Source organism: Microbacterium endophyticum (genome assembly GCF_011047135.1).
Lineage (GTDB): Bacteria > Actinomycetota > Actinomycetes > Actinomycetales > Microbacteriaceae > Microbacterium > Microbacterium endophyticum.
Genome location: NZ_CP049255.1, coordinates 1,235,191 through 1,260,933 on the forward strand (window position 1 = coordinate 1,235,191; position 25,743 = coordinate 1,260,933).

27 protein-coding genes and 3 tRNA genes are annotated in these 25,743 nt (G+C 63.4%); 8 read left to right on the top strand and 22 right to left on the bottom strand.

From position 1 onward, the window contains the following. Positions 1-17: 17 nt before the first annotated feature. The gene (gene radA / locus G6N83_RS05725) at positions 18-1,400 is read left to right on the top strand and encodes a DNA repair protein RadA (RefSeq protein WP_165140209.1); all 1,383 of its coding nucleotides are present in this window, start codon (positions 18-20) and stop codon (positions 1,398-1,400) included. Here the strand turns inward: radA and G6N83_RS05730 are convergent. After that, a complete protein-coding gene (locus G6N83_RS05730) occupies positions 1,397-1,807 on the bottom strand; it encodes a dehydrogenase (RefSeq protein WP_165140211.1) in 411 nt (136 codons plus the stop codon). The two genes, radA and G6N83_RS05730, sit on opposite strands and share 4 nt — an antisense overlap. Positions 1,808-2,107: 300 nt before the next feature. On the opposite strand from G6N83_RS05730, the gene G6N83_RS05735 reads away from it, so the two are divergent. Next, a complete protein-coding gene (locus tag G6N83_RS05735) occupies positions 2,108-2,686 on the top strand; it encodes a hypothetical protein (RefSeq protein ID WP_165140213.1) in 579 nt (192 codons plus the stop codon). A 23-nt stretch (positions 2,687-2,709) separates the two neighbouring features. Here G6N83_RS05735 and G6N83_RS05740 read toward each other — a convergent pair whose 3' ends face one another. The 7 genes from G6N83_RS05740 to G6N83_RS05770 all read right to left on the bottom strand — a co-directional run bounded on the left by G6N83_RS05740 (position 2,710) and on the right by G6N83_RS05770 (position 9,363). After that, the gene (locus G6N83_RS05740) at positions 2,710-2,859 is read right to left on the bottom strand and encodes a hypothetical protein (RefSeq protein ID WP_165140215.1); all 150 of its coding nucleotides are present in this window, start codon (positions 2,857-2,859) and stop codon (positions 2,710-2,712) included. Positions 2,860-2,940: 81 nt separating this feature from the next. Next, on the bottom strand, positions 2,941-3,636 hold the full coding sequence (locus G6N83_RS05745) for a hypothetical protein (RefSeq protein ID WP_183408472.1): 696 nt from the start codon (positions 3,634-3,636) through the stop codon (positions 2,941-2,943). A 49-nt stretch (positions 3,637-3,685) separates the two neighbouring features. Beyond that, positions 3,686-4,189, bottom strand: a complete 504-nt coding sequence (locus G6N83_RS05750) for an amino-acid N-acetyltransferase (RefSeq protein WP_165140217.1) — start codon at positions 4,187-4,189, stop codon at positions 3,686-3,688. 94 nt (positions 4,190-4,283) lie between these two features. Then, the gene (locus G6N83_RS05755) at positions 4,284-6,809 is read right to left on the bottom strand and encodes an ATP-dependent Clp protease ATP-binding subunit (protein ID WP_165140219.1); all 2,526 of its coding nucleotides are present in this window, start codon (positions 6,807-6,809) and stop codon (positions 4,284-4,286) included. Positions 6,810-6,925: 116 nt separating this feature from the next. Further along, on the bottom strand, positions 6,926-7,639 hold the full coding sequence (locus tag G6N83_RS05760) for a hypothetical protein (RefSeq protein WP_165140221.1): 714 nt from the start codon (positions 7,637-7,639) through the stop codon (positions 6,926-6,928). 23 nt (positions 7,640-7,662) lie between these two features. Then, positions 7,663-9,126, bottom strand: coding sequence for a cardiolipin synthase (gene cls, locus G6N83_RS05765; protein WP_165143179.1), 1,464 nt, complete (start codon positions 9,124-9,126; stop codon positions 7,663-7,665). A 45-nt stretch (positions 9,127-9,171) separates the two neighbouring features. After that, complete coding sequence (locus tag G6N83_RS05770) at positions 9,172-9,363, bottom strand: hypothetical protein (protein ID WP_165140223.1); 192 nt, start codon at positions 9,361-9,363, stop codon at positions 9,172-9,174. A gap of 111 nt (positions 9,364-9,474) precedes the next feature. On the opposite strand from G6N83_RS05770, the gene G6N83_RS05775 reads away from it, so the two are divergent. Then, entirely contained in the window at positions 9,475-10,605 is a 1,131-nt protein-coding gene (locus G6N83_RS05775; RefSeq protein ID WP_165140225.1) for a DUF4192 family protein, read from the top strand. Positions 10,606-10,613: 8 nt separating this feature from the next. Here G6N83_RS05775 and lysS read toward each other — a convergent pair whose 3' ends face one another. The 13 genes from lysS to tilS all read right to left on the bottom strand — a co-directional run bounded on the left by lysS (position 10,614) and on the right by tilS (position 22,314). Next, positions 10,614-12,134, bottom strand: a complete 1,521-nt coding sequence (gene lysS / locus G6N83_RS05780; RefSeq protein WP_165140227.1) for a lysine--tRNA ligase — start codon at positions 12,132-12,134, stop codon at positions 10,614-10,616. A gap of 58 nt (positions 12,135-12,192) precedes the next feature. Continuing rightward, positions 12,193-12,879, bottom strand: coding sequence for a DUF2520 domain-containing protein (locus G6N83_RS05785; RefSeq protein ID WP_165140229.1), 687 nt, complete (start codon positions 12,877-12,879; stop codon positions 12,193-12,195). Further along, the gene (locus G6N83_RS05790; RefSeq protein WP_165140231.1) at positions 12,876-14,432 is read right to left on the bottom strand and encodes a PH domain-containing protein; all 1,557 of its coding nucleotides are present in this window, start codon (positions 14,430-14,432) and stop codon (positions 12,876-12,878) included. Before G6N83_RS05790 ends, G6N83_RS05785 begins: the two co-directional genes overlap by 4 nt. Further along, positions 14,429-15,052, bottom strand: a complete 624-nt coding sequence (locus G6N83_RS05795; RefSeq protein WP_165140233.1) for a PH domain-containing protein — start codon at positions 15,050-15,052, stop codon at positions 14,429-14,431. Before G6N83_RS05795 ends, G6N83_RS05790 begins: the two co-directional genes overlap by 4 nt. Further along, positions 14,997-15,491, bottom strand: a complete 495-nt coding sequence (locus G6N83_RS05800) for a DUF3180 domain-containing protein (RefSeq protein WP_165140235.1) — start codon at positions 15,489-15,491, stop codon at positions 14,997-14,999. Before G6N83_RS05800 ends, G6N83_RS05795 begins: the two co-directional genes overlap by 56 nt. Beyond that, complete coding sequence (gene folK / locus G6N83_RS05805) at positions 15,488-16,021, bottom strand: 2-amino-4-hydroxy-6-hydroxymethyldihydropteridine diphosphokinase (RefSeq protein ID WP_165140237.1); 534 nt, start codon at positions 16,019-16,021, stop codon at positions 15,488-15,490. The genes G6N83_RS05800 and folK overlap by 4 nt, the downstream gene beginning before the upstream one ends. Further along, on the bottom strand, positions 16,018-16,392 hold the full coding sequence (gene folB, locus G6N83_RS05810) for a dihydroneopterin aldolase (protein WP_165140239.1): 375 nt from the start codon (positions 16,390-16,392) through the stop codon (positions 16,018-16,020). Before folB ends, folK begins: the two co-directional genes overlap by 4 nt. Further along, positions 16,389-17,189 (bottom strand): dihydropteroate synthase, encoded by an 801-nt coding sequence (folP, locus tag G6N83_RS05815; RefSeq protein WP_165140241.1) that lies wholly within the window; start codon positions 17,187-17,189, stop codon positions 16,389-16,391. The genes folB and folP overlap by 4 nt, the downstream gene beginning before the upstream one ends. Further along, on the bottom strand, positions 17,186-17,797 hold the full coding sequence (gene folE, locus G6N83_RS05820) for a GTP cyclohydrolase I (RefSeq protein ID WP_165140243.1): 612 nt from the start codon (positions 17,795-17,797) through the stop codon (positions 17,186-17,188). Before folE ends, folP begins: the two co-directional genes overlap by 4 nt. 9 nt (positions 17,798-17,806) lie before the next feature. After that, the gene (ftsH, locus tag G6N83_RS05825) at positions 17,807-19,816 is read right to left on the bottom strand and encodes an ATP-dependent zinc metalloprotease FtsH (protein WP_165140245.1); all 2,010 of its coding nucleotides are present in this window, start codon (positions 19,814-19,816) and stop codon (positions 17,807-17,809) included. Between the two features lie 126 nt (positions 19,817-19,942). Next, the gene (hpt, locus tag G6N83_RS05830) at positions 19,943-20,494 is read right to left on the bottom strand and encodes a hypoxanthine phosphoribosyltransferase (protein WP_165140247.1); all 552 of its coding nucleotides are present in this window, start codon (positions 20,492-20,494) and stop codon (positions 19,943-19,945) included. An 18-nt stretch (positions 20,495-20,512) separates the two neighbouring features. Beyond that, positions 20,513-21,280, bottom strand: coding sequence for a ParA family protein (locus G6N83_RS05835; protein WP_165140249.1), 768 nt, complete (start codon positions 21,278-21,280; stop codon positions 20,513-20,515). Between the two features lie 32 nt (positions 21,281-21,312). After that, positions 21,313-22,314, bottom strand: coding sequence for a tRNA lysidine(34) synthetase TilS (gene tilS / locus G6N83_RS05840; RefSeq protein ID WP_241246299.1), 1,002 nt, complete (start codon positions 22,312-22,314; stop codon positions 21,313-21,315). A 67-nt stretch (positions 22,315-22,381) separates the two neighbouring features. Between tilS and G6N83_RS05845 the strand changes: the two genes are divergently transcribed. Continuing rightward, on the top strand, positions 22,382-22,915 hold the full coding sequence (locus tag G6N83_RS05845) for an inorganic diphosphatase (RefSeq protein ID WP_165140253.1): 534 nt from the start codon (positions 22,382-22,384) through the stop codon (positions 22,913-22,915). Positions 22,916-22,982: 67 nt separating this feature from the next. On the opposite strand, the gene G6N83_RS05850 is transcribed toward G6N83_RS05845, so the two are convergent. Then, positions 22,983-24,410 carry a M23 family metallopeptidase gene (locus tag G6N83_RS05850; RefSeq protein ID WP_241246300.1) on the bottom strand — a complete coding sequence of 476 codons (1,428 nt, stop codon included), beginning with the start codon at positions 24,408-24,410 and terminating at the stop codon, positions 22,983-22,985. Between the two features lie 220 nt (positions 24,411-24,630). Between G6N83_RS05850 and G6N83_RS05855 the strand changes: the two genes are divergently transcribed. The 4 genes from G6N83_RS05855 (at position 24,631) to G6N83_RS05870 (ending at position 25,701) form a co-directional block, all read left to right on the top strand. Continuing rightward, positions 24,631-24,703, top strand: a tRNA-Glu gene (locus G6N83_RS05855). A gap of 28 nt (positions 24,704-24,731) precedes the next feature. After that, positions 24,732-24,805, top strand: a tRNA-Asp gene (locus tag G6N83_RS05860). A gap of 68 nt (positions 24,806-24,873) precedes the next feature. Then, positions 24,874-24,946 (top strand) — tRNA-Phe (locus G6N83_RS05865). Between the two features lie 146 nt (positions 24,947-25,092). Then, positions 25,093-25,701, top strand: a complete 609-nt coding sequence (locus G6N83_RS05870) for a class I SAM-dependent methyltransferase (RefSeq protein ID WP_183408469.1) — start codon at positions 25,093-25,095, stop codon at positions 25,699-25,701. Positions 25,702-25,743: the final 42 nt, after the last annotated feature.

Here is a 25,743-nt window from a genome sequence, read left to right on the forward strand (position 1 = left end):
GCGCGTAGCCTTGAGGGATGGCCACACGTAAGAGCACCGTCGCGCCCTACCGGTGTACCGAATGCGGGTGGACCACGTCCAAATGGGCCGGACGCTGCGGCGAGTGCCAGCAGTGGGGCACCGTCGTCGAGGTATCTCAGCAGTCAGGCATCGTTCGCGGCGTGACCGCCGTCGCGCCGGGTGCAAGCCGGGCCGCGCGCCCCATCACCGAGCTCGACTCACAGGACACTCCTCGCCGAACGACCGGTGTGGCTGAGTTTGATCGCGTGCTCGGTGGCGGCATCGTTCCGGGCGCCGCAATACTTCTTTCCGGTGAACCCGGCGTCGGCAAATCAACGCTTCTGCTTGATGTGGCCGCCAAGAGCGCTCGCTCTGGCCGCCGGGTCCTCTACGCCAGCGGTGAAGAGTCGACGTCTCAGGTGCGTCTGCGCGCTGAACGCACCGGAGGGCTCCACGACGAGCTGTACCTCGCGAGCGAAACCGACCTCGCCACGATCCTCGGCCACATCGACGAAGTCTCCCCCGAGCTCGTCATCGTCGACTCTGTCCAGACGGTTTCGTCGGCGCTGTCTGATGGGGCAGCGGGTCATCCGTCGCAGGTGCGGGAGGTGGCATCCGCTCTCATTCGGGTGGCGAAAGACCGGGGCATTCCTATCGTGCTGGTGGGCCATGTCACGAAAGACGGCTCGATCGCCGGGCCCCGCGTGCTCGAGCACCTCGTCGATGTCGTCTGTCACTTCGAGGGTGACCGCCACACGTCGCTGCGATTCGTGCGTGCGCAGAAAAACCGCTTCGGGCCAACCGATGAGGTCGGCTGCTTCGAAATGAGTGGCGCTGGGATCGTTGAAGTCCCCGACCCCAGCGGGCTCTTCATCAGCCGAGGCGAACCCGTCGCCGGAACCTGCGTCGCCGTCGCAATGGAGGGCCGCCGCGCGCTTCCCGTCGAGGTGCAGGCGCTCACTGTGCACACCACAGCGCCCAACCCCCGGCGCGTGGTGAACGGGGTCGACTCCTCGCGCGTCGCGATGATCTTGGCCGTACTCGAACGCCGCGGCGGCATCAAACTTTCCGACCAAGACGTCTACGTTTCCACGGTCGGCGGAGTGCGCCTCACCGAGCCCGCCGCCGACCTCGCCATTGCGATCGCGATCGCAGGGGCACTCCGCGAGCGCGCCGTGCGGCACGACGTTGCCGCCATCGGCGAGCTCAGCTTGGCGGGCGAAGTGCGCCCGGTGTCGCAAGCATCGCAGCGGCGTGCTGAGGCGGAACGGTTAGGGTTCCGAACTGTTGTGGATGAGGCATCCGTCAACCTGCAGGGTGCTCTGCAGGCCATCGCTGCTCGCGGTATGCCCGCGCCGAAGTCGGCCGCCCGCGACCGCGTCGATGTTCCGGAGTTCTAAGCGCCGAGCGCTTCGATCAGGTCGGCCGGCGTCGCTTGCATCGCGTGGGGGCCGGCGATGTCGAAGAACACCGTCGTGATCTGCTCGCCATGCGTCGCGAGAAATGCGAGAAGCCATTCGGGTGACTGCAGCGCGACCGCCGGCGGAAGAGTTTCGGGCTTGTGTGTCGCGTCACTGAAGAGCAGTAGTGCAATATCGCCGGAGTTTGGGTCGCGATACGTCCAAACTTCGCCCGCGTCACGCGGGTCGTCGCGTGATCCCTGGCGTAGCAGCGGAACTACTGTCGGGCCGTGCCGCAGTGCAAACGCCACGGCGGCCATGTCTTGCGTCTGCAACGCGTCACTCAACGCGGTGTTGCGAAACTCTTGCGACGCAGCCTTGTTCTTTCGCTTCTTTCCCGAGGCCATCCCTCCACCCTACTGAGCCTCGCCCCACCCCGGCCCGCCGCGTGCCATGTTCCGGCCCGCCTCGCGCCCTGCCCGACCCACCTCGCGCCCTGCCCGACCCACCTCCGGCACCCCGTCTCCCTCCCGCCCTGCACGAACGCAGGCAAAATCTCCGCCACGGACCAGTGCAGAGCCAAAAAGTGACCGCACAGCCTGAGTTCGTGCAGGGGTAGAGGTGGCAAGCGGAGAGGGATCGGGCAGCCCATGGGCATGGCGTGCAGCGAATTGGGGCCGCGCGAAAGTTCGCGATACTGTTTCGGCATGCGCCACTTACCCGCTCAAATCCTCGCAATCGGATTCGTCGCCACGCTGGTTGCCGGCTGCACCCCATCCATCGAAGAGCCCGAGCCATCTGCAGCGCAGACCACCGCCGCCGCTATCTCGTCGACGCCAACACCGGCAGACACCGCGACACCCACGAGTGAGCCGTCGGCGAGTTCTCCCGCGACTGTGCTCAGCTGCGACACACTCCTCACGCCAGAGGCGGACGCCGACCTCCGGGCTCAAGGACTGGTTCCGTCTCAAAAAGACGGATTCCATCTCTTCTACGATGGATTCACGCTTCCCGCAGTCGAATGCCCCTGGGGGCCGCCGGATGGCCATGATGAGTATGTGGTGGCGTACTACGGCTGGGCCGAGCTTTCCGCGGGGCAAAAGCAAGAAATTATCGACCTTGCCCGCGACTACGGCTACACGACCCGGGACGTCGAGGGTGGAACCGAGCTCGTACCGGATCCCAACGACGGACCGCCAGCGACCACGGTCTATGTCGTGACCGAGGATTGGTTTGCCATTGCACCGTCGGTCGACGAAGTGAGCAACATAGCTTGGGCTTCTTAACTTCACGAAGCGACGACGAGGCTTCAGCTGTCTTGCGTGAAGCGCTCCAGCGCCTTGGCGATGTTCTCGACGGCTTTCGCCAACTCACGAAACTCGTCATCTTTCGCGAGGTATTTCGCTTGGCGCGCGTGCGCCACGGCTTCGTGCGCCGCCTCCATTGCAGTTTCGTTCATGACTGCCCCCAGTTCGCTTCATCGCGTGGGGAAAGACTAGCGAGCGGGATGCCTCACGTCGATGCCCCGGACGAAACGATGTCAGTTCAGAAAGAACTGGGTCGTGCCATTCGCTGAGATGCCGCCAATCTCCACGGCCAAATGATACGACGCTCCATTCCCGGGAGCTTGTGCGCGATCGGCGCTGTCGCAGGTATCGACGGACGAGCGTGTCCGGTCCCAGCTGAGCGCTTCAGCACTCGAAACGGTTTGCCCAGCGGCAAGCGTCACGATCATGTCGCTCGGCTCTGCCTGGCAATCGGTTGAACGCCACCACGTATCGGAGCCGCTCGTCACAGTGAAGGACTGCGCGCTCGTTCCGACGTTGATCGTGCAGTCGGCATCGCTCGTATTGGTGAGGGTGATCGAAAACTCGGGGTTCTCACCGGATGCATAAGACTCTTTACTGGTCGCGCCCTCTACAGTGACGTCTCCTGCGTTGCAGGCGGGCGCTCCATCAGCGGCGGCAGCATCGTCGGGGGCTGCCGATTCCTCAGCCGCGGCAGGCGTTTCCGCGTCCGCGGGTGCAGAAGCCGCAGCGTCAGCACTCGCCGATGCCGAAGGGCTCGGGCTCACAACGGGCGTCTCAGTGGCGTTGCTCCGCCAGGGTTGTGCAACGACCGCCCAGATGCCGGCAACGATCGCTGCGACGACAATCAGCGCCAAGAGAAGTGCCACTAGCCGGCGCCGCCGGTACACAGCGGGCGACGGACGCCGCCGCGGGGTCGGGCTACTCATGCTGAAAGGTTAAGCGCTGACTGTGCAACGGCATGCGCGGCGCGCGGCGTCAGAGATGCTTCAGCATGCGCGTGTTGCCGAGCGTGTTCGGCTTCACGTGGGCGAGATCGAGGAATTCAGCGATTCCCTCGTCGGGGCTGCGAAGAAGCTGCGAGTACACATCGGGATCGACGACGTGCTCACCGATGGGCGAAAAACCACGCCGCGTGAAGAAGTCGACTTCGAACGTGAGACAGAACAGACGAGTCAATCCGAGTCGGCGAGCAACAGCTTCAAGCTCCGCAACGATCTCGCGCCCCACCCCGAGGTGCAGCCACTCCTCGGCAACCACAAGGGTTCGCACTTCACCAAGGTCTTCCCACATGACGTGCAGAGCGCCGAACCCAATGAGCCGCCCCTCATCGGACTCCGCGATCAAGAACTGCTGCACCGATTCGTACAGCACGACGAGATCTTTTCCGAGCAGAATTCGTCGCTGCACGTGCGGCTCCAAAAGCGCGTGAATAGCGCGTACGTCTGAAGCTCGTGCCGGGCGGATCGTGAATGTGCTCATTTCTTCAAGCCTATTGCTGTCAGGAACTCCGGCGCCAAACCACGAAGAGCGGATGCCGCGTGGCATCCGCTCTTCGTGTGATAACTCTCGTGGACTATTCGCCCTGAGCGACGATGTCGGGTGTTGCCGTGATTTCGCCGCCGGTTGCAACTCCCACGGCAACCTTGTCGGCGCGAGGTGCGCTGACGAAGGCGAACTTGCCGTCTTCGAAGGTCACCTTGACGTGGTCGCCGGGGTTCAGCTCGCCGTGGAGAATCTGCTCGCTGAGGTTGTCCTCGATCTCGCGCTGCATGGCACGACGAAGCGGACGCGCACCGAGTGTCGGGTCGAACCCAACCTCGATGAGGCGCTCCTTCGCGGGCTGCGAAAGCTCGATGGTCATGTCGCGGTCGAGCAGACGCTCGCTCAGTCGCTTGGTGAAAAGGTCAACGATCTGCACGAGCTCGGTCTTCGACAGCTGCGGGAACACGATGACGTCGTCGACACGGTTGAGGAACTCGGGCTTGAAGTGGCGCTTGAGTTCTTCGTCGACCTTGCCCTTCATCCGCTCGTAGCTGGTCTGGGCGTTGCCCTCGACCTGGAATCCGACGGGTCCACCGGCGATCGCCGACGAACCGAGGTTCGTCGTCATGATGATCACGGTGTTCTTGAAGTCGACGACGCGACCCTGGCCATCGGTCAGGCGACCCTCTTCGAGAATCTGCAACAGCGAGTTGAAGATGTCGGGGTGTGCCTTTTCGATCTCATCGAAAAGTACGACCGAGAAGGGCTTGCGGCGCACCTTTTCGGTGAGCTGTCCGCCCTCTTCGAAGCCGACGAAGCCGGGAGGGGCACCGAACAGACGCGAGACCGTGTGCTTCTCGCCGTACTCGCTCATGTCGAGGGAAATCAGCGCACCCTCGTCGTCGAAGAGGAATTCGGCAAGAGCCTTCGCAAGCTCGGTCTTTCCGACACCGGTGGGGCCAGCGAAGATGAACGATCCCGAGGGACGCTTGGGGTCTTTCAGCCCCGCACGCTGACGGCGAATCGTGCGCGAGAGCGCGGCAATCGCCTGCTCCTGGCCGATAACCCGCTGGTGCAACGCCTTCTCCATGAAGACGAGACGGCTGGTCTCCTCTTCAGTGAGTTTGAACACCGGGATGCCGGTGGCCTGCGCGAGCACTTCAGCAATCAGGCCCTCGTCAACGACTGCGTGGGATGCCACGTCGCCGCTGCGCCACTGCTTCTCGAGGCGAAGGCGCTCAGCAAGAAGCGACTTCTCTTCGTCGCGCAATGACGCGGCCTTTTCGAAGTCCTGCTCTTCGGAAGCAACTTCTTTCTGCTCGCGGACCTTGGCGATTTTCTCGTCGAATTCGCGCAGCTCCGGCGGGCTCGACAGGATCGACAGGCGAAGGCGAGCTCCGGCCTCATCGATCAGGTCGATGGCCTTGTCAGGAAGGAAGCGGTCGCTCACGTAACGGTCGGCGAGGTTCGCTGCCGCAACGATGGCGCCATCAGTGATCTGTACCTTGTGGTGCGCTTCGTAGCGGTCGCGCAGACCCTTCAAGATGTTGATCGCGTGGGGCAAGCTGGGCTCAGCCACCTGGATCGGCTGGAAGCGGCGCTCGAGCGCGGCATCCTTCTCGAAGTGCTTGCGGTACTCGTCGAGCGTCGTCGCACCGATCGTCTGCAGCTCACCGCGGGCAAGCAGCGGCTTGAGGATCGACGCAGCATCTATTGCACCCTCAGCGGCACCGGCACCAACAAGCGTGTGGATCTCGTCGATGAAGACGATGATGTCACCGCGCGTGCGGATCTCTTTCGTGACCTTCTTGAGGCGCTCTTCAAAGTCACCGCGGTAGCGGGACCCGGCAATGAGCGAGCCGAGGTCAAGCGAGTAGACCTGCTTGTCTTTCAGCGTCTCGGGAACATCGCCCTTGACGATCGCCTGGGCGAGGCCCTCAACGACGGCTGTCTTACCGACGCCGGGCTCACCGATCAGCACGGGGTTGTTCTTGGAGCGGCGCGACAGAATCTGCATGACGCGCTCGATCTCTTTCTCGCGCCCGATGACCGGGTCGAGCTTGTTGTCGCGCGCGGCCTGCGTGAGGTTGCGCCCGAACTGGTCGAGCACGGCAGAGCCGCCCTGAGCGGCCTGGCCGCTCTCGCTTGCGGCGCCAGAGACGGCGGCAGGTTCTTTGCCCTGATACCCGCTCAGCAATTGGATGACTTGCTGGCGCACCTTGTTGAGGTCGGCTCCGAGCTTCACGAGAACCTGCGCGGCGACGCCCTCACCCTCACGGATGAGACCAAGCAGGATGTGCTCGGTGCCGATGTAGTTGTGTCCGAGCTGTAGTGCTTCGCGCAGTGACAACTCGAGAACCTTCTTCGCACGCGGCGTAAAGGGGATGTGGCCGGTCGGCTGTTGCTGACCCTGACCGATAATGTCTTGCACTTGCTCGCGCACGGCATCAAGCGAAATCCCGAGCGACTCGAGAGCCTTGGCGGCGACACCTTCGCCCTCGTGGATCAGACCCAGCAGAATGTGCTCGGTGCCGATGTAGTTGTGGTTGAGCATCTTCGCCTCTTCTTGGGCGAGCACCACCACTCGACGGGCACGGTCGGTAAATCTTTCGAACATCGTCACTCCTCGGCATCGGCCGTGCGCCACTTCTGGCGCATTACAACGAGAGTAACGAGAGCATCGCGCCCCTTGGCGATTGTTCGCCGTGGGCGTGACCGGTTTCGCGTGAGAAGTCAGTTGCTTCCGAGAATCGGCACGCGGATGCCGTCGAAGCTGTCGCCTGTGAGAACGACTTCGGCATCACCGGACTTCATTCCGCCAGCGAACGCGCTGGTACCGCGCGGCGCCATGTCCATCGTGCACATCTGATCAGCGGGCGGATCGGCAAAAGTGACTGTGACTTCGAAGGAGCCGGTGATTGCGCTCTTCTCCACCGTCGGTGCACACGTCGATGAGCCCCACGTCAAAATGATGAAATTGTTGTAGGTCGCAACCCACCCGGCGGAGGGCGCGTAATCAGTCTCAGTTCCGGGGCCGGCAAGCCCTGGTACACCGGCCACTTCAGCAGTGCCGAAGAAGTCTGTGCCTCGAACCTCGAGAGTGGCATCTGATGAGGTGTCGACTCCCTCGGGCACGTCGAACAGCGTGACCTGCGAAGCCATGTCTGCTGTGCACGGCTGAGTCTCATCGGCATCCTCAAGGTTCACTTCGAGGATGCCAGCGTCGTTGAGGGCGACATCCGACACTGCCGGTGTGCAGCTCGAGCTTCCCGAAGTCCACATGCCGATCATCCGGCCATCGTCGAGCCATGTGGCGTTGACGTCGACCTGCACTCCGGCATCCCCCGTTGCTTCGGGGTTCGCGCCGATATCTGCGCACCCTGCGACGAGCGCGAGCGTGCCGATGATCAGGGCGGCTCCGAACAGCCGGGTGCGACGCAGTGCCATGAATTTTTCTCCGGGGTGTGGGTCTACTGAAGGGCCGAGGTCAATCGTGCGAGGTTATCGAGCACGGTGGAACGCAGCGGTTGTTTGTTCCACTCTTCCAAAGTGAGTCGTCGGCTCAAGCTGCGGTATTTGTCTTCAACGCGCCGCATATCTGCCACGAATTCGGTGCCACGCACCAGCATCGAGATCTCGAGGTTGAGACCGAACGACCGCATATCCATGTTGCTCGAGCCGATGACGGCGACCTCTTCATCGATCGTGAGGCTCTTCGAATGCAAGATGAAGGGCTTACGGTACATCCAGATCTCGACGCCGGCGCGAAGCAGGGCTTCGTAGTAGCTGCGCTGTGCGTGGTAGACCATCGCCTGGTCGCCCTCTTCTGAGACGAAAAGCTCGACGTGCACACCCCGCTGGCACGCGGCGGTGATGGCGAGCAGCAGTGACTCCTCCGGCACGAAGTAGGGGCTCACCATGATGATCTTGTGGTCGGCCGCATACAGCATCGACAGGAACAGCTTGAGGTTGTTCTGGAATTCGAACCCGGGGCCCGACGGCACAATCTGGCAATCGAGATCGCCCGGCAGGTTCGAGACCTCGAACAGGTTGATCTCATCACTGAGAATCTCATCGGTTTCGCTGTACCAGTCCGAGAGGAACACAGCGTTGATGCTGTTGACAACAGGACCCTCGACCCGCGCCATCAGGTCCACCCAGTGCAGGCCGCGCTTGATGTTCTTTTTGAGGTTGTACGTCGAATCAGTGGCGTTTTGCGACCCCATGAACGCGACATTGCCGTCGATCACGAGGAGCTTCCGGTGGTTTCGAAGGTCGGGGCGCTGGTACTTGCCCTTGAGCGGCTGAACGGGCAACAGCAATCGCCAGTGAGCGCCCATCGTGTCGAGTCGGGCAAGAGTCTGGCGGTAGTAGGGCTTACCGCGGTTCGCCCAGTGATCGAGCAGGACCCGCACGACGACACCGCGCGCCGCAGCTTCTTCGAGCGCCTGGAACAGGTTGTTGGTCGCGACATCCGACTGCAAGATGTAGAACTCGACGTGAACGTAGTTCTCGGCCTGCCGCACAGCATCAGCCATCGTGTCGAGACTCGTCTGGTAGTCAGAGATCAGGGTCGCTTCGTTGTCTCCCGAAAGCGGGAGCGCACCGAGGTTGCTATTGAGGCGCACCAGCGACGTGAACCAGTCCGGGGCATCGGGGCGCAGGGTGCCCAGCTGGAGCCCCGCGCTCGTTGATCGAATGTAGTCGTTGATCGCTTCTTGCTTCAGGCGTCGCTTACGCGGCAGCTTCGGGGTTCCGATCACCAAAAAGAGCAGCACACCCACAAAAGGGATGAAGTAGATCGCCAACAACCACGCCATCGCAGCGGTGGGTCGACGATTTCGCGGCACGATGATGACCGCCAAAATTCGCACAATAATATCTGTGACGAAGATGAGGACGAGCCACCACGCCCCGTCGAACTCGATCTGGATCACACGCTCTCCCCGCTGGTTTCTCTCAGCGTAGCGGGAGGCCGCTCAACTATCGGATGCCGAGGGTCGAGCCGGTGGCAATCCGCGCTTCGCGCGTTCCTCGGCTTCGACCTGCGCGTGGACACGACGTTCGGAACGGTCAGCTCGAATAATCGAGCGAACGACGACCACGAAGATCGCCGATACAACCAGGGTCGGAAGAATCGACCACACCAAGGCTGCCCAGTAACTATCCACGTTCCCACTGTACTTTGCATCCCGCTCTCCCCGGACGCTCCGCTGGGTTTCCCCGTGCACAAGTGCTCACGCGGCGACCCGCAATGAGGGAGCTGAGACGAACGTCGAAGCATGACGACGATCATCCCCGCCCGCTCCGCTGCGGAATTTCTCGCTCTCGTTCCGCGCATGCTCGCTTTCACCCCCACCCGAAGCGTCGTGTTCGTGCCTTTCGACGGCACGCGCAGTTGCGGCGCAATGCGGATCGACTTGCCTTCACCAGCACTCGACGACGACATCGACAGCGTCGCAGCCACCTACCTCGGCATGATCTGCCGTATCTCTGCGGCTGATTCGTTCACGGCAGTGATCTACACCGACGAAGCGATCGATCCAAAGCAAGCGCGCCTGCCCCAGCACAAACTCATCATGGCGATTCTCCAGCGGGCTGACAGTTGCGGCCTCACTGTGCACGACGCACTGTGCGTTGCGGCAGACGCGTGGGGCTCCTACCTCGACGCGCGACGCCCACGCGAAAGGCGCTCACTGGCCGAGATTGCCAGCAGCACTACAACGGTCGCCCCGGCTCCCGCCGCGGGCGATCAGACCACCGGCGCCGCGCTCCCGGAGGTGAGTCAAGCAGAACGTGAACAGGTCGAGCGAGAGTACGTCGAACTCAACGCTGCGGCCGCCACCGTCTGCGGCTTCACGCCACACGCGAGAGAGAGCATCCGCATCAATCCTGCTGCGCTGACAGCGGTCGGCGCGCTCGACGACATTCCGCTCCTATTCGAACAGGCACTCAAGTGGGATGCCGCGCACCTCGCGCCGTTTCAGACGGCAAGCCTGTTGTGGTGCCTCTCGCGCCCTTCGCTTCGCGACATCGGCCTCGCCGGGTGGTGTCTCGGGCTCAGCCGAGGAGACGCCGCTGCCGAAGGTCAGCTTCGCTGGGAGGGCGGAGAGGAGTACCCCGAAGACATCGCACAGTTCGTCTGGGGCGACGGCCCGAAACCCGACAGCGAGAGGCTCGAAAGAGCGCTCGTCCTCACGCGCCGCGTCGCGGCTGCCGCACGAACATCACGACAGCCCGGCCCACTCGCTATCTGCGCCTGGCTATCGTGGGCTCTCGGCCGATCGACCCACGCCGGTATCTACGCGAGCAGGGCGTGCGAGATCGACCCGCACCACGGATTCGCGAAAATCATGATTTCGATGGTCGCGGCGTCCCATCTACCGCAGTGGGCTTTCGCCCACGAGGACTGAGCGCCGTCTTACTTGACGAGCGGAAAGAGGATCGTTTCGCGAATACCGAGACCCGTGATGGCCATGAGTAGACGGTCGATGCCCATGCCCATGCCGCCGGTCGGGGGCATGCCGTGCTCGAGAGCACGCAAGAACTCTTCGTCGATACGCATCGCTTCATCGTCACCGCGCGCGGCAAGCGTTGCCTGCTCGACGAATCGCTCGCGCTGAATGACCGGGTCGACAAGCTCGGAATAGCCGGTGGCGAGCTCAAAGCCGCGCACGTAGAGATCCCATTTTTCGACAACGCCGGGAAGAGTGCGGTGCTCCCGCACGAGCGGGCTCGTGTCGACGGGAAAGTCCATCACGAACGTGGGGCTCACAAGGTTCACCTTGACGAAGTGCTCCCACAACTCTTCCACCCACTTGCCATGCGTGGCGTGAGGGGGTGCTTCGACGCCCGCTTCATCAGCCAGCGCGACGAGCTCTTCCACGGTGGTCTCGGGAGTGATCTTTCGGCCGCTCGCCGTGCTGAGCGAGTCGTACATCGAAATGCGATCCCACTGACCGCCGAGGTCGTAAACGGTTCCGTCGGCCCAGGTGACCGATGTTGATCCCGAAACAGCGATCGCGGCGTTCTGAATCAGCTCTTGAGTGAGGTCGGCGATGCCGTTGTAGTCGCTGTAAGACTGGTATGCCTCGAGCATTGCGAACTCTGGGCTGTGCGTCGAGTCAGCGCCTTCGTTGCGGAAGTTGCGGTTGATCTCGAAGACGCGGTCGATGCCGCCGACGACGGCGCGCTTGAGAAAGAGCTCGGGCGCGATGCGCAAGTACAGTTCGGTGTCGAACGCGTTCGAGTGCGTGACGAACGGTCGAGCCGAAGCGCCACCGTGCTGCACCTGCAACATCGGGGTCTCGACTTCGAGAAAATCGTGCTCAATAAACGTCTGACGAAGGCTCCGATTGACCTTGGCTCGGGCAACCACGGTCTCGCGTGCCTGCTCGCGCACGATGAGGTCGAGGTAGCGACTGCGGACCCGGCTCTCTTCACTCAACTCGCTGTAGATGTTGGGAAGCGGCAAGATCGCCTTCGAGGCGATCTGCCAGTTGGCGACCATGACAGAAAGTTCGCCACGTCGACTTGAGATGACTTCACCGTGCACGAACACGTGATCGCCGAGATCGACGATTTCTTTCCACGCCTGCAGCGACTCTTCGCCCACGCTCGCGAGCGAAACCATCGCCTGAATACGGCTGCCATCGCCCGCTTGCAGCGTTGCGAAGCAAAGCTTGCCGGTGTTGCGACTGAACACGATGCGTCCTGCGACACCGACCTGCTCGCCGGTTTCGGCACCGGCTTCGAGCCCATCGAAACGCTCGCGCACCGCAGCGATCGTGGTCGTGACCGCAACGGCCACCGGATAAGCGCCGCCTGCGGCATCCGTTCGTTCGGCGATCAAACGCTCGCGCTTGGCCAGCCGCACCGCTTTCTGCTCGAAGATGTCTTCTTCGAGCGTTTCGGCGGCGGCGTTCACGGGTGTATTCGTCATGTACGGGGGCTCCTCAGAAAATCCTCCCCAGTCTACCGAGCAGGCTGACCGCGGCAGGCTAGAGCAAAGGCGACGCTTCGGTGAGCGCGTGATCGACGGTCGAACGCACGAGCGCCGAGAGGTACCCGCCCGGGTTGTCGAATCCGAGATCAGTCAGGATGCCGGTGGACTGCTGCACGATCGAACGCGAAAAGGCCGTCGCGGTCGTGATCGCCTCGGCGTAGGCCGGGCGGTCTTGTTCTGCAACAACCACGGGCTCGCACCCGAGTTCGACGGCGAGCGCCTGCGCGATCGGCAACACTGCGGGCGGTGCGGTTACCGCCGCATACGAGGCCGACAGCTGCCGAAGGTCGATGCTGCTCGTGCCGGTGAAGGTGATTGCGGGGTGCACGGCGAGCGGGATGGCGCCCGCAGCCGCCGCGGGACGCAATACCTCGATGCCATATGCCGGATCGACGTGCAGAATGAGCTGGCCGATTTGCCACGCACCGACCTCGGCGAGGCCCGCCACGAGACCGGCAATTTCATCGTGCGGAACAGCGATGACGACGAGCTGACTGCGGCGTGCGACCTCTTGCGCGTCGAGCACCGGAACGCCCGGCAGTATCGCCTCGACGCGGTCGGTGTTCGACCCGGCAGTCACACCGGTGAGCGCGTGACCGGCTCCGGCCAGGGCTGCGCCGATCACCGGCCCAACCTTTCCGGCGCCGATAATGCCGACACCGAGTCGACCATCACGATTCACGAAGACTCCTGTTCTGCCGCCCAGCGGTGCGACCTGTCCGACGAGCGTGCCGCGATCGCCTGGGCTTCGGTCGCGGCGAAGAGTTCGAGTGCATCGTCTCGCCCGACGACTCGAAGTGCACCAGAGACCGGGCCCTCGATCGTGTGAACCTGCACATTAGCCACGGCCAACGCGCGCGCGAGTGGCCCCTGCGTGAGCGCGATGCTCTGCATCCGGGCCAGCGGAAAAATGTTGAGACGGCGCCACACGAAACCGTGCCGAAAAAACAGCGTCTGCGCCCGCAATACGAAACCGTTGCGACGCCACGACAGCAGACGAAGCAACCTCGCGCGGCGCGGAGTGGTCGTAAACGGATCTGCATCGTCGGATGACGAGCCCGACAGTCCGTGCACAAACACGGCAGCGCGTTGCTCGTCATCAAGGTTCGGGAGCAGCAAGCCCAACACGCGCTCGACATCAGCGACTGTTCCGACCGGAAGCACGTCGGCGACATCCTGGCCGTTTTGCCGGCTTGCCCCGCCCGAGAGCCGATTTACCCGCACGCTCCACCATCCGACGCCTCGCCACATCAGCGGCTGGCGCACCTCGACGGCGTGCACGCGACCGGGCGGCAGTATCTCGGTGACCGTCGTGAAGAGACCGAACGTCACGCGCACACCATCGGGCGTGGGCGCAATCGCGTATCGCAGCGAACGCGTGATCGACCGCACCCAGAATGCGCCGAAACCGAGCACGGCGGGTACGAAGCCGATGAGCACCCAGGGGCTCCCCATGCTCGCGGCGATCGAGAACCCGACGATCAGCACAATCAACCAGATCGTCGCGGTGCTGAGCAGATGGGATGCCACGAGCCGCCCCGCGGGAATATGCACGACCGACTCGGGCTCAGCGACGGGCGCCTCGGCACCATCAATGACGCCGGTGACGCCCTCGCTGAAAGCATCGACCGCGTCTGAGAGTCGTGGACCGCGAGGCGGCGCCATCCCCGCGGCGGCGAGCCGCTGGCCCGATGCGAGATACAGGATGTCGGAGCGAACCGCTTCGGCGGCTCGCGTCGCCAGGTATTCAAGCTTGACGTTGGCGTCGAGCCCGGCCCCGATTACCTCGAGTTTTGACAGCCCTACGAGTCGCGCCACGAGCGGGCGCGTGAGGTTGACGCCCTGAACGCGGTCGAGTGGTGCACGTCGATGCGTGCGAAAAACCACGCCGCTTCGCACTTCGACGTCATCGGTAATGCGAAAGGAGTGCGCACGCCATGACAGCCAAAAAAGCAGTACCAAAATGAGGGCAACCCCGAGAACACCGAGAAGCGCGATGGGCACGAGCTCGTGGGTCAAGACGTAGTCGACCGGGTCGTCGGGTGCGCGTACTCCGGTTGCGCCGGGTACGAGCCAGGGCAAGAACCACTCGATCAGGCGTTCCCGCAGGTTCGCCACGATGATGCCGATGATGGCGAGCAAGAAGACACCGCCGCGCAGCAGCGGGCTGAGCGGGTGCATGCGGTGCCACTGCCCGTCGCTGAACTCAGATGCAGTGCGGGCGGGTGCGCTCATAGCCCCGTCCGGCGTGATTCTGCAACCGCGATGAGGGTGTCGCGGAGTTCGTTGGCCGCACCCTGCGTGAGGCCCGGCAGCACAACACCGGTGGTCGCCGCAGCGGTGACGAGCTTCAACTGGGCGATTCCGAAGACCCGGTCGAGAGGGCCATGAGTGATGTCGACGAGCTGCATGCGCCCGTAGGGCACTGCGACGACGCGCTGCCACAGAATGCCGCGGCGCATGATGAGGTCATCGTCTCGCAGCTGGTAGCCGAACGCGCGCACCTGGCGCGGCGTGATGGCGAGAGTCCACGCGAGGATCAGGAGCGCGATCCCCGCCGGAATCCACACCCAGGGCGTGCGCGAAAGCGTCGAGATCACAACAGCCGCAATGGGGATGACAATCAAAATCGCCGCTGTGGATATGAGTCGCACCCATAGGTAGGCACGCGCCAACTGGTGCCATTTGCCGTCGCCGATCGGAAGTCGACCTGCGGAGCGCGGCTCCTGGATCAAGTGATAGGTGCCGATGTCCAGAACCGAGCCGCTACCGGTGGGCTGGCTGGGCGGCGGCGCCAGCTCAGTTGCTGGCTGAGATGGTGGTGGGGGGTTCGTCGGGTCCGTCGGCGTTGTCATCGTCGTCCTTCCGAATGGTGCACATGTGCTCTGCCACGAGGCTTGCGGCAATGAGCACGACGCCGCACACGATCGTGGCGATAGTCGTCGCCATCGAGCCTAGCGACGGCTGCACCGGACGGGTTGCGATGAAGAGCACTAATCCCAGGGCGATTCCCGTCATCGCCGCACCGACGATGCTCGACGCTTTCGCCAAGATTGCGATCCGAAGCGCGCGAAAGGGGTTGATGGGTGTGGCCAACGCACTGCGTGTGGCACGCCGAATCGGGATCGCTAAGACGACAACGACGGCTCCGAGCAACACCAACAGGATGGGTAGCGTCACGTGAGGTGTGAACGTGGGGCGTCCGCCCGCCGTCAACATTTGATCGATGAGAAAGCCGACGCCGGTACCGAGTACCGCCGCGACGATCAACACTCCGGGGTTCGTGCGTCTCACGCGTCACCTCTCAGGTGTGCCAGAAGTTCGTCGACCCGGCCCGATCCGGCAAGCTCGGCGTCAGGGTCGACTTCGAGCCACGGAGCAAGAACGAACTCGCGCTCGGCCGCGCGCGGGTGCGGCAATGTGAGCGTGGAGTCGTCGCTCGTCACTCCGGGATAAGAAACGAGATCGAGGTCGAGAGTGCGGTCGCCCCAGCGTTCCCGACGCTCGCGACCATGCCGCTCTTCGATTGCGTGCAGGTACGTGAGCAGCACGGTTGGGGCGAGCCGGGTTGTCACGAGTGCGACGGCGTTCAGATAGGCGGGCGCATCTGCATCGGGGCCGGCCACCCGTACTGCGACGGATTCGATGGGTGTCGACACCACGACCTTGGTCACCAGCGGGAGCGCCCGAAGGGCCCGCACCGCTGACTCGAGGGTTTCGGCACGGTCTCCGAGGTTGGCGCCAAGCGCGACGACAGCGGCAACCGGCTCTCGCAATTGTGGCGCGGGCGCACCGTCGATTCCCTGCGCGAGTCGCCGATTCATCGCTTAGTCCGGTCGCGCGCGATCGTGAGTGTCACGTCGGTGAACGGCACGGTGATCGGCGCCGAGGGCTTGTGCACCGTGACCCGCACGTGCTGCACCGTGGCGCGCTGCAGAACAACATCCGCAATTCGGGCGGCAAGCGTCTCGATGAGGTCGACGGGGGCACCGGTGATGACGGCAACGACATCGTCGGCAACCTCGCCGTAGTGGACGGTGTCGGTGACATCATCGGATGCCGCGGCCCGCCGAGTGTCGAGGGCAAGAGTGACATCGACGATGAACTCTTGACCATCACGACGTTCGTCGGGGTAGACACCGTGGAACCCGAATCCGCGAAGCCCCGTCAGGGTGATCTCATCGAGTTCGTTCATACCTGTTCCCTCCATGCGCGCTCGACGAAAAGCGCGTCGCGCGTCGCTTCGACGTCGTGCACCCGCACCGCCCAGGCGCCGCTTTGCGCGGCAAGCACGCTTGTGACGGCAGTCGCAAGATCGCGGCGCTCCTCAGACGCATCGTCGCCGAGTGCGTCTGCAAGCAAGCGTTTGCGACTCGTGCCGACCAGTAGTCGCGGCCCGAGAGCGACGAGGTGCGGCAGCGCGTGCAAGACCGTCCAGTTCTGCGCGCCACGCTTGCCGAACCCGATGCCCGGGTCGAGCACAACGCGAGAAAGCGGGATGCCAGCGGCCTCTGCCGCTGCCATACGCCCGCGCAGTTCGGCGGCAACGTCACGCACCAGATCGTCGTATTCGGCGTGGGCGTACATGTCGGCCGACGGTCCGCGCCAGTGCTGCAAGATGATGTCGGCGTCGGTGTCAGCAACGCTGGTGAGCATGTCTTGGTCGCTGAGTCCTCCGCTGACGTCGTTCACGATTCGTGCACCGGCCGCGACCGCAGCCCGTGCGGTCGCGGAGTTCATCGTGTCGATGCTGACGGTTGCGCCGTCGGCAGCAAGCGCTTCGATGACGGGAATCACGCGCTCCCTCTCTATCACCGGGTCGACGCGGGTTGCACCGGGACGGGTCGACTCGCCGCCGATATCGAGAATGTCGGCACCCTCGGCGAGGAGACGCCGACCGTGAGCGACAGCAGCATCTCTCGCGACAAAACGACCACCGTCGCTGAATGAATCGGGCGTCACGTTGACGATCCCCATGATGAGGCAACTCATCGTGCACTCGCGGCATCGTTGACGGAGCCGCGAACGGCGAGGGCAATGAGTTCAGCGCGAGCGGCGGGGTCGGCCAGCTCGCCGCGCGCCGCGATCGTCACTGTCGATGCATCGGGTTGGGTACCCCCGCGCATCGTCACGCACTCGTGTGAGGCTTCGATCACGACCAGAACACCCTTGGCGTCGAGGGACGCATCGATGGTGTCGGCGATCTGCTCGCCGAGGCGCTCTTGCACCTGCGGTCGAGCGGCGAGAACATCGACGACGCGCGGGAGTGCACCGAGCCCGACGACCTGCTCACCGGGGATGTATGCAACGTGCGCGACTCCCGCGAACGGCAGCAGGTGGTGCTCGCACATTGAACGAAAGCGAATGTCGCGGAGCATCACGGCACCAGAGGGAAGCGTTTCTGGTGCCGGGCCCCGCGATACCGAGATCGTCCGCGCCAATGGAGCCGCGGCATCCTCACCGACACCGGCGAAGAACTCAGCATAAGAATCAGCTACCCGCTGCGGTGTTGCCCGCAACCCTGGGCGGTCGGGGTCTTCCCCGATCGCCTCGAGCAACTCATGGACGAGAGCTGCGACCCGTTCTCGATCGACCGCCACAGGCCGAGCCTACGCGGTTGCAGGCCGCGCTTGCCCAGAGGAAGGCTGGCGCGCAGTGGCCGTTTCGGTCTCCGTAGCGTCGGCTTCGGTCTGGGCAGCAACTCCTGCAGGCTCGGCGCGACGCGGAACCTTGACGGGGGGCAACTGCGATACCGGGCGCTCTTCGCTCGAGAGCCACTGCGGACGCGGAGGCAGGCGCTTGACATCGGCGAAGATCGTGGCGAGCTCGATGTGGTCGAGAGTCTCTTTCTCGAGAAGCTCGAGCGCCAGTTTGTCGAGCACATCGCGGTTGTCGTTGATGACCTGGTACGCCTCGTTGTGAGCCTGCTCGATGAGCTGTCGAACCTGCTCGTCGATGCGCTCAGCCACGCGCTCGCTGAAGTCGCGGCCATGACCCATGTCGCGTCCCATGAAGACCTCGCCAGATGATGAGCCGAGCTTGACCGGGCCAACACCCGTGGTCATGCCGTATTCCGTCACCATCTTGCGCGCGATATCGGTGGCCTTCTCGATGTCGTTTGAGGCACCCGTCGTCGGGTCGTGGAAGACGATCTCTTCTGCAACGCGCCCGCCCATGGCGTACGTGAGCTGGTCTTGCAGCTCATTGCGGGTGATCGAATACTTGTCGTCGAGCGGCAGCACCATCGTGTAACCGAGCGCCTTGCCACGCGGCAGAATCGTGATCTTCGTGACCGGGTCGGTGTGGTTCATCGCGGCTGCGGCGAGCGCGTGCCCACCCTCGTGGTACGCGGTGATGAGCTTCTCTTTGTCTTTCATGACGCGAGTGCGACGCTGCGGACCGGCAATGACACGATCGATGGCCTCGTCGAGAGCACGGTTGTCGATGAGCTGCGCGTTCGAGCGGGCAGTCAACAGCGCTGCCTCGTTCAGCACGTTGGCGAGGTCGGCTCCGGTGAAGCCCGGAGTCTTTCGTGCCACGACTTCGAGGTCAACACCGTCAGCGAGAGGCTTGCCACGGCCGTGCACTTCGAGAATCTTCTTACGGCCCTTGAGGTCGGGAGCGTCGACACCGATCTGGCGGTCGAAACGTCCTGGACGAAGCAGAGCCGGGTCGAGGATGTCGGGGCGGTTCGTTGCCGCAATCACGATGACGTTGACCTTGGGGTCGAAGCCATCCATCTCGACCAGCATCTGGTTGAGCGTCTGCTCGCGTTCGTCGTGTCCGCCGCCCATCCCAGCGCCACGGTGACGACCGACAGCGTCGATCTCATCGATGAAGATGATGGCGGGCGAGGATTCCTTGGCTTGGTTGAACAGGTCGCGAACGCGGGATGCACCCACGCCGACGAACATCTCGACGAAGTCAGAACCCGAGATCGAGTAGAACGGCACGCCAGCTTCACCGGCAACGGCACGCGCAAGCAGCGTCTTTCCGGTTCCGGGAGGGCCGTAGAGCAGCACACCCTTCGGGATTCGTGCGCCGACCGCCTGGAACTTGGTGGGGTCTTTCAAGAAGTCTTTGATCTCTTCCATCTCTTCGATAGCTTCGTCAGAACCGGCAACATCGGCGAAGGTCACCGTCGGCGACTCTTTCGACACGAGCTTTGCCTTGGACTTTCCGAACTGCATGATCTTGCTGCCGCCGCCCTGGGCTCCGGAGAGCAGGAACCAGAAGAGAAGACCGAGAAGCAGGATCGGGATCAGCAGCGACAAGAATCCGTCGAACCACGAGGACTGCGGCACAACATCGTTGTAGCCGTCAGCAGGGGCGGCGGAGTCGATCGCTGTGATGACATCGCCCGCGCGAGCCTCGACGTAGTAGAACTGCACGTCGGTCGAGCCCTCATACGCCTTCGAGAGGGTCATGTCGACGCGTTGTTCGCCATCGGTGTTCGTGACCTCGGTCACAGTGTCACCGCTGAGAAGCGTGAGGCCCTGTTCGGTCGTGATCTGCTTCGCCCCGCCGAGGCTCGAAATGAGCGAGAACCCGACGATGAGCAATATCCCGATCAGCAGCACATAGATGAGCGGGTTGCGTGTGAGCTTCTTGAAATTCATGCTGCGGGGGCGCGCCCCAGCCCTTTCGTCGACGATCCGCTACGGCGGAGAGTGGATTTAGGGTATCGCGGCCTCGCTATGTGAGGTCTGTGCATTCGCCCACGGCGTACTAGCGCAGCATCCGAATCAGCTGTAGACGTGAGGTGCGAGCACCGCAACGTCGCGCAAATTGCGGTAGCGCTCGGCATAATCCAGGCCGTAACCCACGACGAATTCGTTCGGGATGTCGAAGCCGACGTAGCGGCAGTTGACTTCAACTTTTGCGGCCTCTGGCTTACGGAAGAGCGCGAAGACCTCAACGGATGCCGCGCCGCGAGCGGCGAAATTCTCAAGGAGCCAGCTGAGCGTGAGTCCCGAGTCGATGATGTCCTCGACGATCAGCACGTGCTTGTCGTGGATATCGGTGTCGAGGTCTTTTCGAATCTGTACGACACCGCTTGAACGGGTGCCTGCACCGTACGACGAGACCGCCATCCAGTCCATCGGAACCAGCATCGGCAGGGCGCGCGAGAAGTCCGCCATCACCATGACGGCGCCCTTCAGCACGCCAACGAGCACAAGACTGTCGGGCTCGTAATCGTCTGCGACCTGAGCTGCGATCTCGTTGAGCTTCGCGAGGATCTCCTCCTCGGTCGCTAGAACTGTCGTGAGGTCATTCGCAATGTCAGCCGCGCGCATGGATCGAGTCTACGTGGCTCACTTCTTGCCCTTGCGGCGGCGGGGCGCCACAGCATCCCATGCGGCCCTCCACAGGCGCGACGATTCTTGCGCGGCGACAGAACCTGGAGCCACGACACCCAGTGGCGAACGTTCGGATCCCATGCGTTCGACAACGACGGTCGCTGGAATCACGATGTCGGACATGTCGGGCTCGTTGGCGGGAAAGTCCACAATCGCGTTGCGGTGCGCTGTCTTTCGTCGGTCTGCCATCGACAAGAAGCCGAGGATCTTGGGCGGCTTCGGCTCGGCGGAAACGACATCGCGAACCTGCTGGAGCGACCGAGCCGACAACGGCGAGGGAACAACCGGCAGCACAACGAGATCAGACGCCCGAATCACTGCCTGCGCAAGCAGCGACGATCCCGGCGGGCAGTCGAGAATCACCACGTCGTAGTCGTTCGCGAGCGGTCCGAGCACCTTCTCAATCCTGCGCGTCGAGTGCTTTGCCGCATCGAGGGCCACCTCGAGATCGCGGTACGAGTCGTCACCGGGGAGTACATCAAGTCGCTCGAACGCCGTCTTTCGCACGGCACGCGCTGTTTTCGGCTTGCCCTTACCGCCCACGAGCGATTCAGCTCCACCCTTGAGCTTCGGCTTGACCGCCAGCAGGTACGTCGCCGCGGCTTGCGGATCGAGGTCCCAGAGCAAGACACGGTGGTCTTTTGCTGCTTCCCACGCGAGATTCACGGCGGTCGTCGATTTTCCGACCCCACCCTTGACGCTATAGACCCCGATAACCTTCACGCGCGCCACGCTATCTGCGGAACGCTCAGATGTCAGCGGGATGCCGAAAATTCAATGCGGTTACCCACCCGCGCTGCCCGGCAACCCGGCAGATCAAGCGGCCCCTGTCCCGCCCAATCGGTGACGAGGCGCGCCACCTCGAGCGTCTGCGCACGCGTGAGGCTTTCGCCGAACTCACTGGCGACGACGTGGCGGATGATGCGGTGCCGAAGCGCGGCGGGGTTGGCGGCAAGCGCTGCGATCGAGACGGCGATACCTGCCTCAGCGGGCTCGACGATGTCTTCGATCGTCTCGTCGATCATCTCGGCAAACGCTTCGGCGTCTTCTCGCAGTTGGTCAGCCGTCCGCGCGAGGGCTTCGGCGATACCCGGGCCGAGTTCACTCTCGAGCTGAGGAAGCACGCGCTGTCGCACCCGAACGCGGGCGAAACGCGAATCCTCGTTATGCGGGTCGTGCCACGGCTCGAGAGACGCGGCAGCACACGCGGCTGCCGTCTCGGCACGGCGCACGCCGAGAAGGGGGCGCAGCCACGTGACGTCGGTCTTCTCATCGGCGCGCGCGGCCGGCATTCCCGAAAGACTTGTCGCCCCGGCCCCTCGTGCGAGCCCGAGCAGCACCGTCTCGGCCTGATCGTCGAGAGTGTGCGCGATGAGAACGGCCGTAGCGCCCTCTTCTTCTGCCACCTCACGCAACGCGGTATAGCGAGCGGTGCGTGCTGCGGCCTCCGGCCCGCCCGGAGCCTCCACCGTGACGCGCACAATGCGGGAGCGAAGCCCGAGGCCGCCCGCGGCTGCCGCAGCTGTCGTGGCCACGGCATCCGATCCGTGCTGAAGCGCGTGGTCTACCGTGACTGTGATCGCGGTCACTTCGAGGCGCGGAGCTTCGAACGCGACGGCAGCGGTGAGCGCAAGCGAATCCGTGCCACCCGAGAGGGCCACGAGAACCGTATTGCCGCGCTGCGGCTCGAGCGCGGCTCTCACCGCGCGGCGAATGTGAGCTGTTGCGGGGTCGAGAGAGGGACGCAAATCGGGCACGGTCCCACGGTAGCCCGCACAGTAGGGTGGATGACGGCATCCCCACGTCTTTTGAAGGAGTACGAGCATGGGCGCATACAACGCCGTCATTGAGATCCCGCGCGGCAGCCGCGTGAAGTACGAAGTCGACCACGGAACCGGGCGAGTGTTTCTCGACCGCATTCTGTACACCGCCTTCGGATACCCCACCAACTACGGTTTCTTCGAGAACACTCTCGGCGAAGACGGCGACCCGCTCGACGTGCTCGTGCTTCTCGACTACGACCTGTACCCCGGCGTCTCGGCGAGCATCCGCCCCGTCGGTGTTCTGAAGATGAGCGACGAAGCCGGCGGTGACGACAAGGTCGTTGCAGTTCTCGCAAAGGATCCGCGCTGGGCTCACGTGCAGGATGTGAACGACATCCCCGAGTTCATGCAGAAAGAGATTTCGCACTTCTTCGAGCACTACAAAGACCTCGAGCCCGGCAAGTGGGTCAAGGTCGACGAGTGGGCGAACGCGGCTGAGGCTGAGCGTCTCGTCGGCGAAGCGTTCGCGCGTTTCGAAGAGCACGAAGGCCAGACGAAGAGCCAGGGCGAGGGCGAATCACCCCGCACTGTGTGACGCAGATTCAAAAAGAACGACGGATGCCTGAGCTGAGGCATCCGTCGTTCTTTTCGTTTGAGGTTCGTTAGATGTTGACGCCTCGCGCCGACATGAAGCCGTAGGGGTTCACCGCGGCGCCGTTGACGTACGTTTCGAAGTGCACGTGGCATCCGAAAGAGTTTCCGGTGTTGCCGACACTCGCGATCGTCTGCCCAGCCGAAACCTGCTGGCCATAGCCGACGAAGATTCCGCCTTCGCGAATGTGGCCGTAGCCTGTGCCCGTGCCGTTGCCGTGGTCGATCTTGACGTAGTAGCCGTAACCGCCGTTGTAACCCGCGTAGACAACGGTTCCTGCTGAGGCCGCGTAAATCGGTGCGGAGCACCCGGGGGCGAAGTCGACACCGTAGTGGAAACCGCTTGAGCAATACCCCGAACCACACTGCACGGTGCGAGGGCCGTAGCCCGAGCTGATGTAACCGTCGGAAGGTCGACGCCAGGCGCCGCCACTGCTGCTTCCGCCGCCGCTTGAGGAGCCGCCGCTTGAGGAGCCGCCGCTTGAAGAGCCGCCGCCACCGCCGCCGGAGTTCTGCTGAGCCGCTGCTGCCGCCGCTGCTGCCGCTGCCGCCTCTGCGGCAGCTTTCGCCGCAGCCTCTGCTTCGCGCCGCTTGCGCTCTTCTTCGGCCTTGCGAACGCGCTCGCCTTCTTCGTAGGAAGCGACAGTGCTCGCGGTGTTGTCTTTCAACGCAGCGAGCTGAGCTTGAAGCGTTCCGAGGTTTTCTTGCTGGGCCGCGAGAGCAGCCGCAGCCGCATCGGCCGCGTTCTGAGCCTCGACCATGGCCGCTTCAGCAGCTTTTTGCAGTTCATCGCGAGCGGCGCGTGCTTCTTCTGCCTGGTCGCTAAGACCCTGGGCTGCGTCGCGCGCCGTTGTCGCGTCGGAGTACACGGCTTGGTTGCGCTCGAGGAGCTTGTCCATCGTGCCGAGACGCGAGAGCAGATCGTCGGCGCTCGCCGCTGAGCCGGCAAAGAAAAGTTCAAGGGCGGTGTCGTCGCCACCGCTGCGATAGAGCTGAGCGGCTACGCGCCCGGCTTTGTTCGCGGCATCGAGAGCTGCGGCGGCCTGCTCGTCGGCCTGCGACTGCAGATCGTCAGCGCGCTTTGCGGCATCGAAGAATTCTTGCTGAGCCTGGAAGAACGCATCGGATGCCGCCTGCGCTTCGGCTTCGGTGCGTTCGACGTCGGCATTGAGCTGCTGAATGAGGCTCTGGATGCGGGAGACCTGCGCGGCTTTTGCCGACTCGCTGGCTTTAGCTGCCTGCACGTCGTCCCACGAGGGGTAGTCAGCGGCGTACGCCGACGGAATGCTTGAACCGCCGAGGGAGCCAACGGCTCCGAGCGCAACAACGCCAAGAGCTCCAAGGCTCAGAGCACGGCGCCGGCTGACTGACTTGGGCCAGAAAACGCGGCGTTCGCTCTCGGTGGGGCCGCAGCCGCAGTCGTCGTCTTCAGTCTGCACGCGCACTCCTCCCCTTAAATGGGCCAAATAACATAGACCACACTAGCAACACCAGTCACAGATACAACAGGCTCAAAGCAAGGCGTGATAACGCCATCATGCGGGCCAGTTGGGTCGCTGCTCTGGACGCCGCGCGGAACAACTCCGATCCCGATTGGTGATTTCGCTTCTGGTTGCGTATGCTTAACCGTCGGTGAGAGAACCTGAAAAGGTTTCTTCCGGCCCCATCGTTTAGCGGCCTAGGACGCCGCCCTTTCACGGCGGTAGCACGGGTTCGAATCCCGTTGGGGTCACGCAAGACACATACAATTTAATAATCATGGCCCTGTAGCGCAGTTGGTTAGCGTGCCGCCCTGTCACGGCGGAGGTCGCGGGTTCAAGTCCCGTCAGGGTCGCTCTAAGCGACGGGCCCTTTCTTTGAGAGGGCCTTTCGTCTAGATCGCGACATCTCCACATGCCGCGAGGCTCTGTAGCTCAGTTGGTAGAGCGTTCGACTGAAAATCGAAAGGTCACCGGATCGATGCCGGTCGGAGCCACAAGGGTGACCATTACAGTCACCCCAGAAACCCTCGCCTAGCTTCTACATGGCGGGGGTTTTGCTTTTCCCTTGGGTCTTTACTGGGGGAAGAGCACTTACTTTTTCTGCGGCGACGGTGGATTAGGTCCTCGCTATCCTCGCGATGTGACGAATGTAACCATCGCGTACTCGGAACGGGCAGCGGAATACACGGATGCCCTCGGCTCGATGAGTGCTGTGCACTCCAGCGACCGTCACGTTGTAGAACAGTGGGCAAAGTCCGTGTCCGGCCGCGCTCTCGACGCAGGCTGCGGACCGGGACACTGGACGAACCATCTCGCGACACTCGGTGTTGACGTGCGCGGAATCGATCTGGTGCCAGAGTTCATCGAACACGCGAGAGCCACATACCCCGCTGCGCGCTTTGCACTCGGCAACATCGACGCGATTGACGAGCCGGACGACGCGCTCGGCGGCATCCTGTCCTGGTTCTCGACCATCCACCACGAACCGTCACGCATCTCTTCGCCGCTCGCTGAGTTTGCGCGAACGCTCCACCCAGGCGGCAGACTCTTGCTCGGCTACTTCTCCGGCAGCAGCGTCGAGGCATTCGATCATGCTGTCGTACGCGCCTACCGTTGGCCATCGCACGAGCTGCGCGCTGCTCTAGAGGCAGCCGGTTTCGAGATCATCGAAACTCATCATCGAGCCGAGCGGGGCCACCGGCCCGTCGGAGCGATTCTCTGTGAGGTGCCTGCCTCCGGCATCCTGTGATCGACGCCTTGGCCGCAGCGACAGCACTCGACGCCAAGACGC

Excerpts from the sequence above, each read along its gene's own strand:
- G6N83_RS05795 (WP_165140233.1), bottom strand. The coding sequence starts at position 15,052 with ATGACAACGCCGACGGACCCGACGAACCCCCCACCACCATCTCAGCCA.
- G6N83_RS05755 (WP_165140219.1), bottom strand. The coding sequence starts at position 6,809 with ATGTTCGAAAGATTTACCGACCGTGCCCGTCGAGTGGTGGTGCTCGCC.
- G6N83_RS05750 (WP_165140217.1), bottom strand. The coding sequence starts at position 4,189 with ATGAGCACATTCACGATCCGCCCGGCACGAGCTTCAGACGTACGCGCT.
- G6N83_RS05745 (WP_183408472.1), bottom strand. The coding sequence starts at position 3,636 with ATGAGTAGCCCGACCCCGCGGCGGCGTCCGTCGCCCGCTGTGTACCGG.
- folK (WP_165140237.1), bottom strand. The coding sequence starts at position 16,021 with ATGAATCGGCGACTCGCGCAGGGAATCGACGGTGCGCCCGCGCCACAA.
- folP (WP_165140241.1), bottom strand. The coding sequence starts at position 17,189 with ATGAGTTGCCTCATCATGGGGATCGTCAACGTGACGCCCGATTCATTC.
- ftsH (WP_165140245.1), bottom strand. The coding sequence starts at position 19,816 with ATGAATTTCAAGAAGCTCACACGCAACCCGCTCATCTATGTGCTGCTG.
- folB (WP_165140239.1), bottom strand. The coding sequence starts at position 16,392 with ATGAACGAACTCGATGAGATCACCCTGACGGGGCTTCGCGGATTCGGG.
- radA (WP_165140209.1), top strand. The coding sequence starts at position 18 with ATGGCCACACGTAAGAGCACCGTCGCGCCCTACCGGTGTACCGAATGC.
- lysS (WP_165140227.1), bottom strand. The coding sequence starts at position 12,134 with ATGACGAATACACCCGTGAACGCCGCCGCCGAAACGCTCGAAGAAGAC.
- G6N83_RS05775 (WP_165140225.1), top strand. The coding sequence starts at position 9,475 with ATGACGACGATCATCCCCGCCCGCTCCGCTGCGGAATTTCTCGCTCTC.
- G6N83_RS05730 (WP_165140211.1), bottom strand. The coding sequence starts at position 1,807 with ATGGCCTCGGGAAAGAAGCGAAAGAACAAGGCTGCGTCGCAAGAGTTT.
- hpt (WP_165140247.1), bottom strand. The coding sequence starts at position 20,494 with ATGCGCGCGGCTGACATTGCGAATGACCTCACGACAGTTCTAGCGACC.
- G6N83_RS05740 (WP_165140215.1), bottom strand. The coding sequence starts at position 2,859 with ATGAACGAAACTGCAATGGAGGCGGCGCACGAAGCCGTGGCGCACGCG.
- G6N83_RS05760 (WP_165140221.1), bottom strand. The coding sequence starts at position 7,639 with ATGGCACTGCGTCGCACCCGGCTGTTCGGAGCCGCCCTGATCATCGGC.
- G6N83_RS05845 (WP_165140253.1), top strand. The coding sequence starts at position 22,382 with ATGGGCGCATACAACGCCGTCATTGAGATCCCGCGCGGCAGCCGCGTG.
- G6N83_RS05790 (WP_165140231.1), bottom strand. The coding sequence starts at position 14,432 with ATGAGCGCACCCGCCCGCACTGCATCTGAGTTCAGCGACGGGCAGTGG.
- G6N83_RS05735 (WP_165140213.1), top strand. The coding sequence starts at position 2,108 with ATGCGCCACTTACCCGCTCAAATCCTCGCAATCGGATTCGTCGCCACG.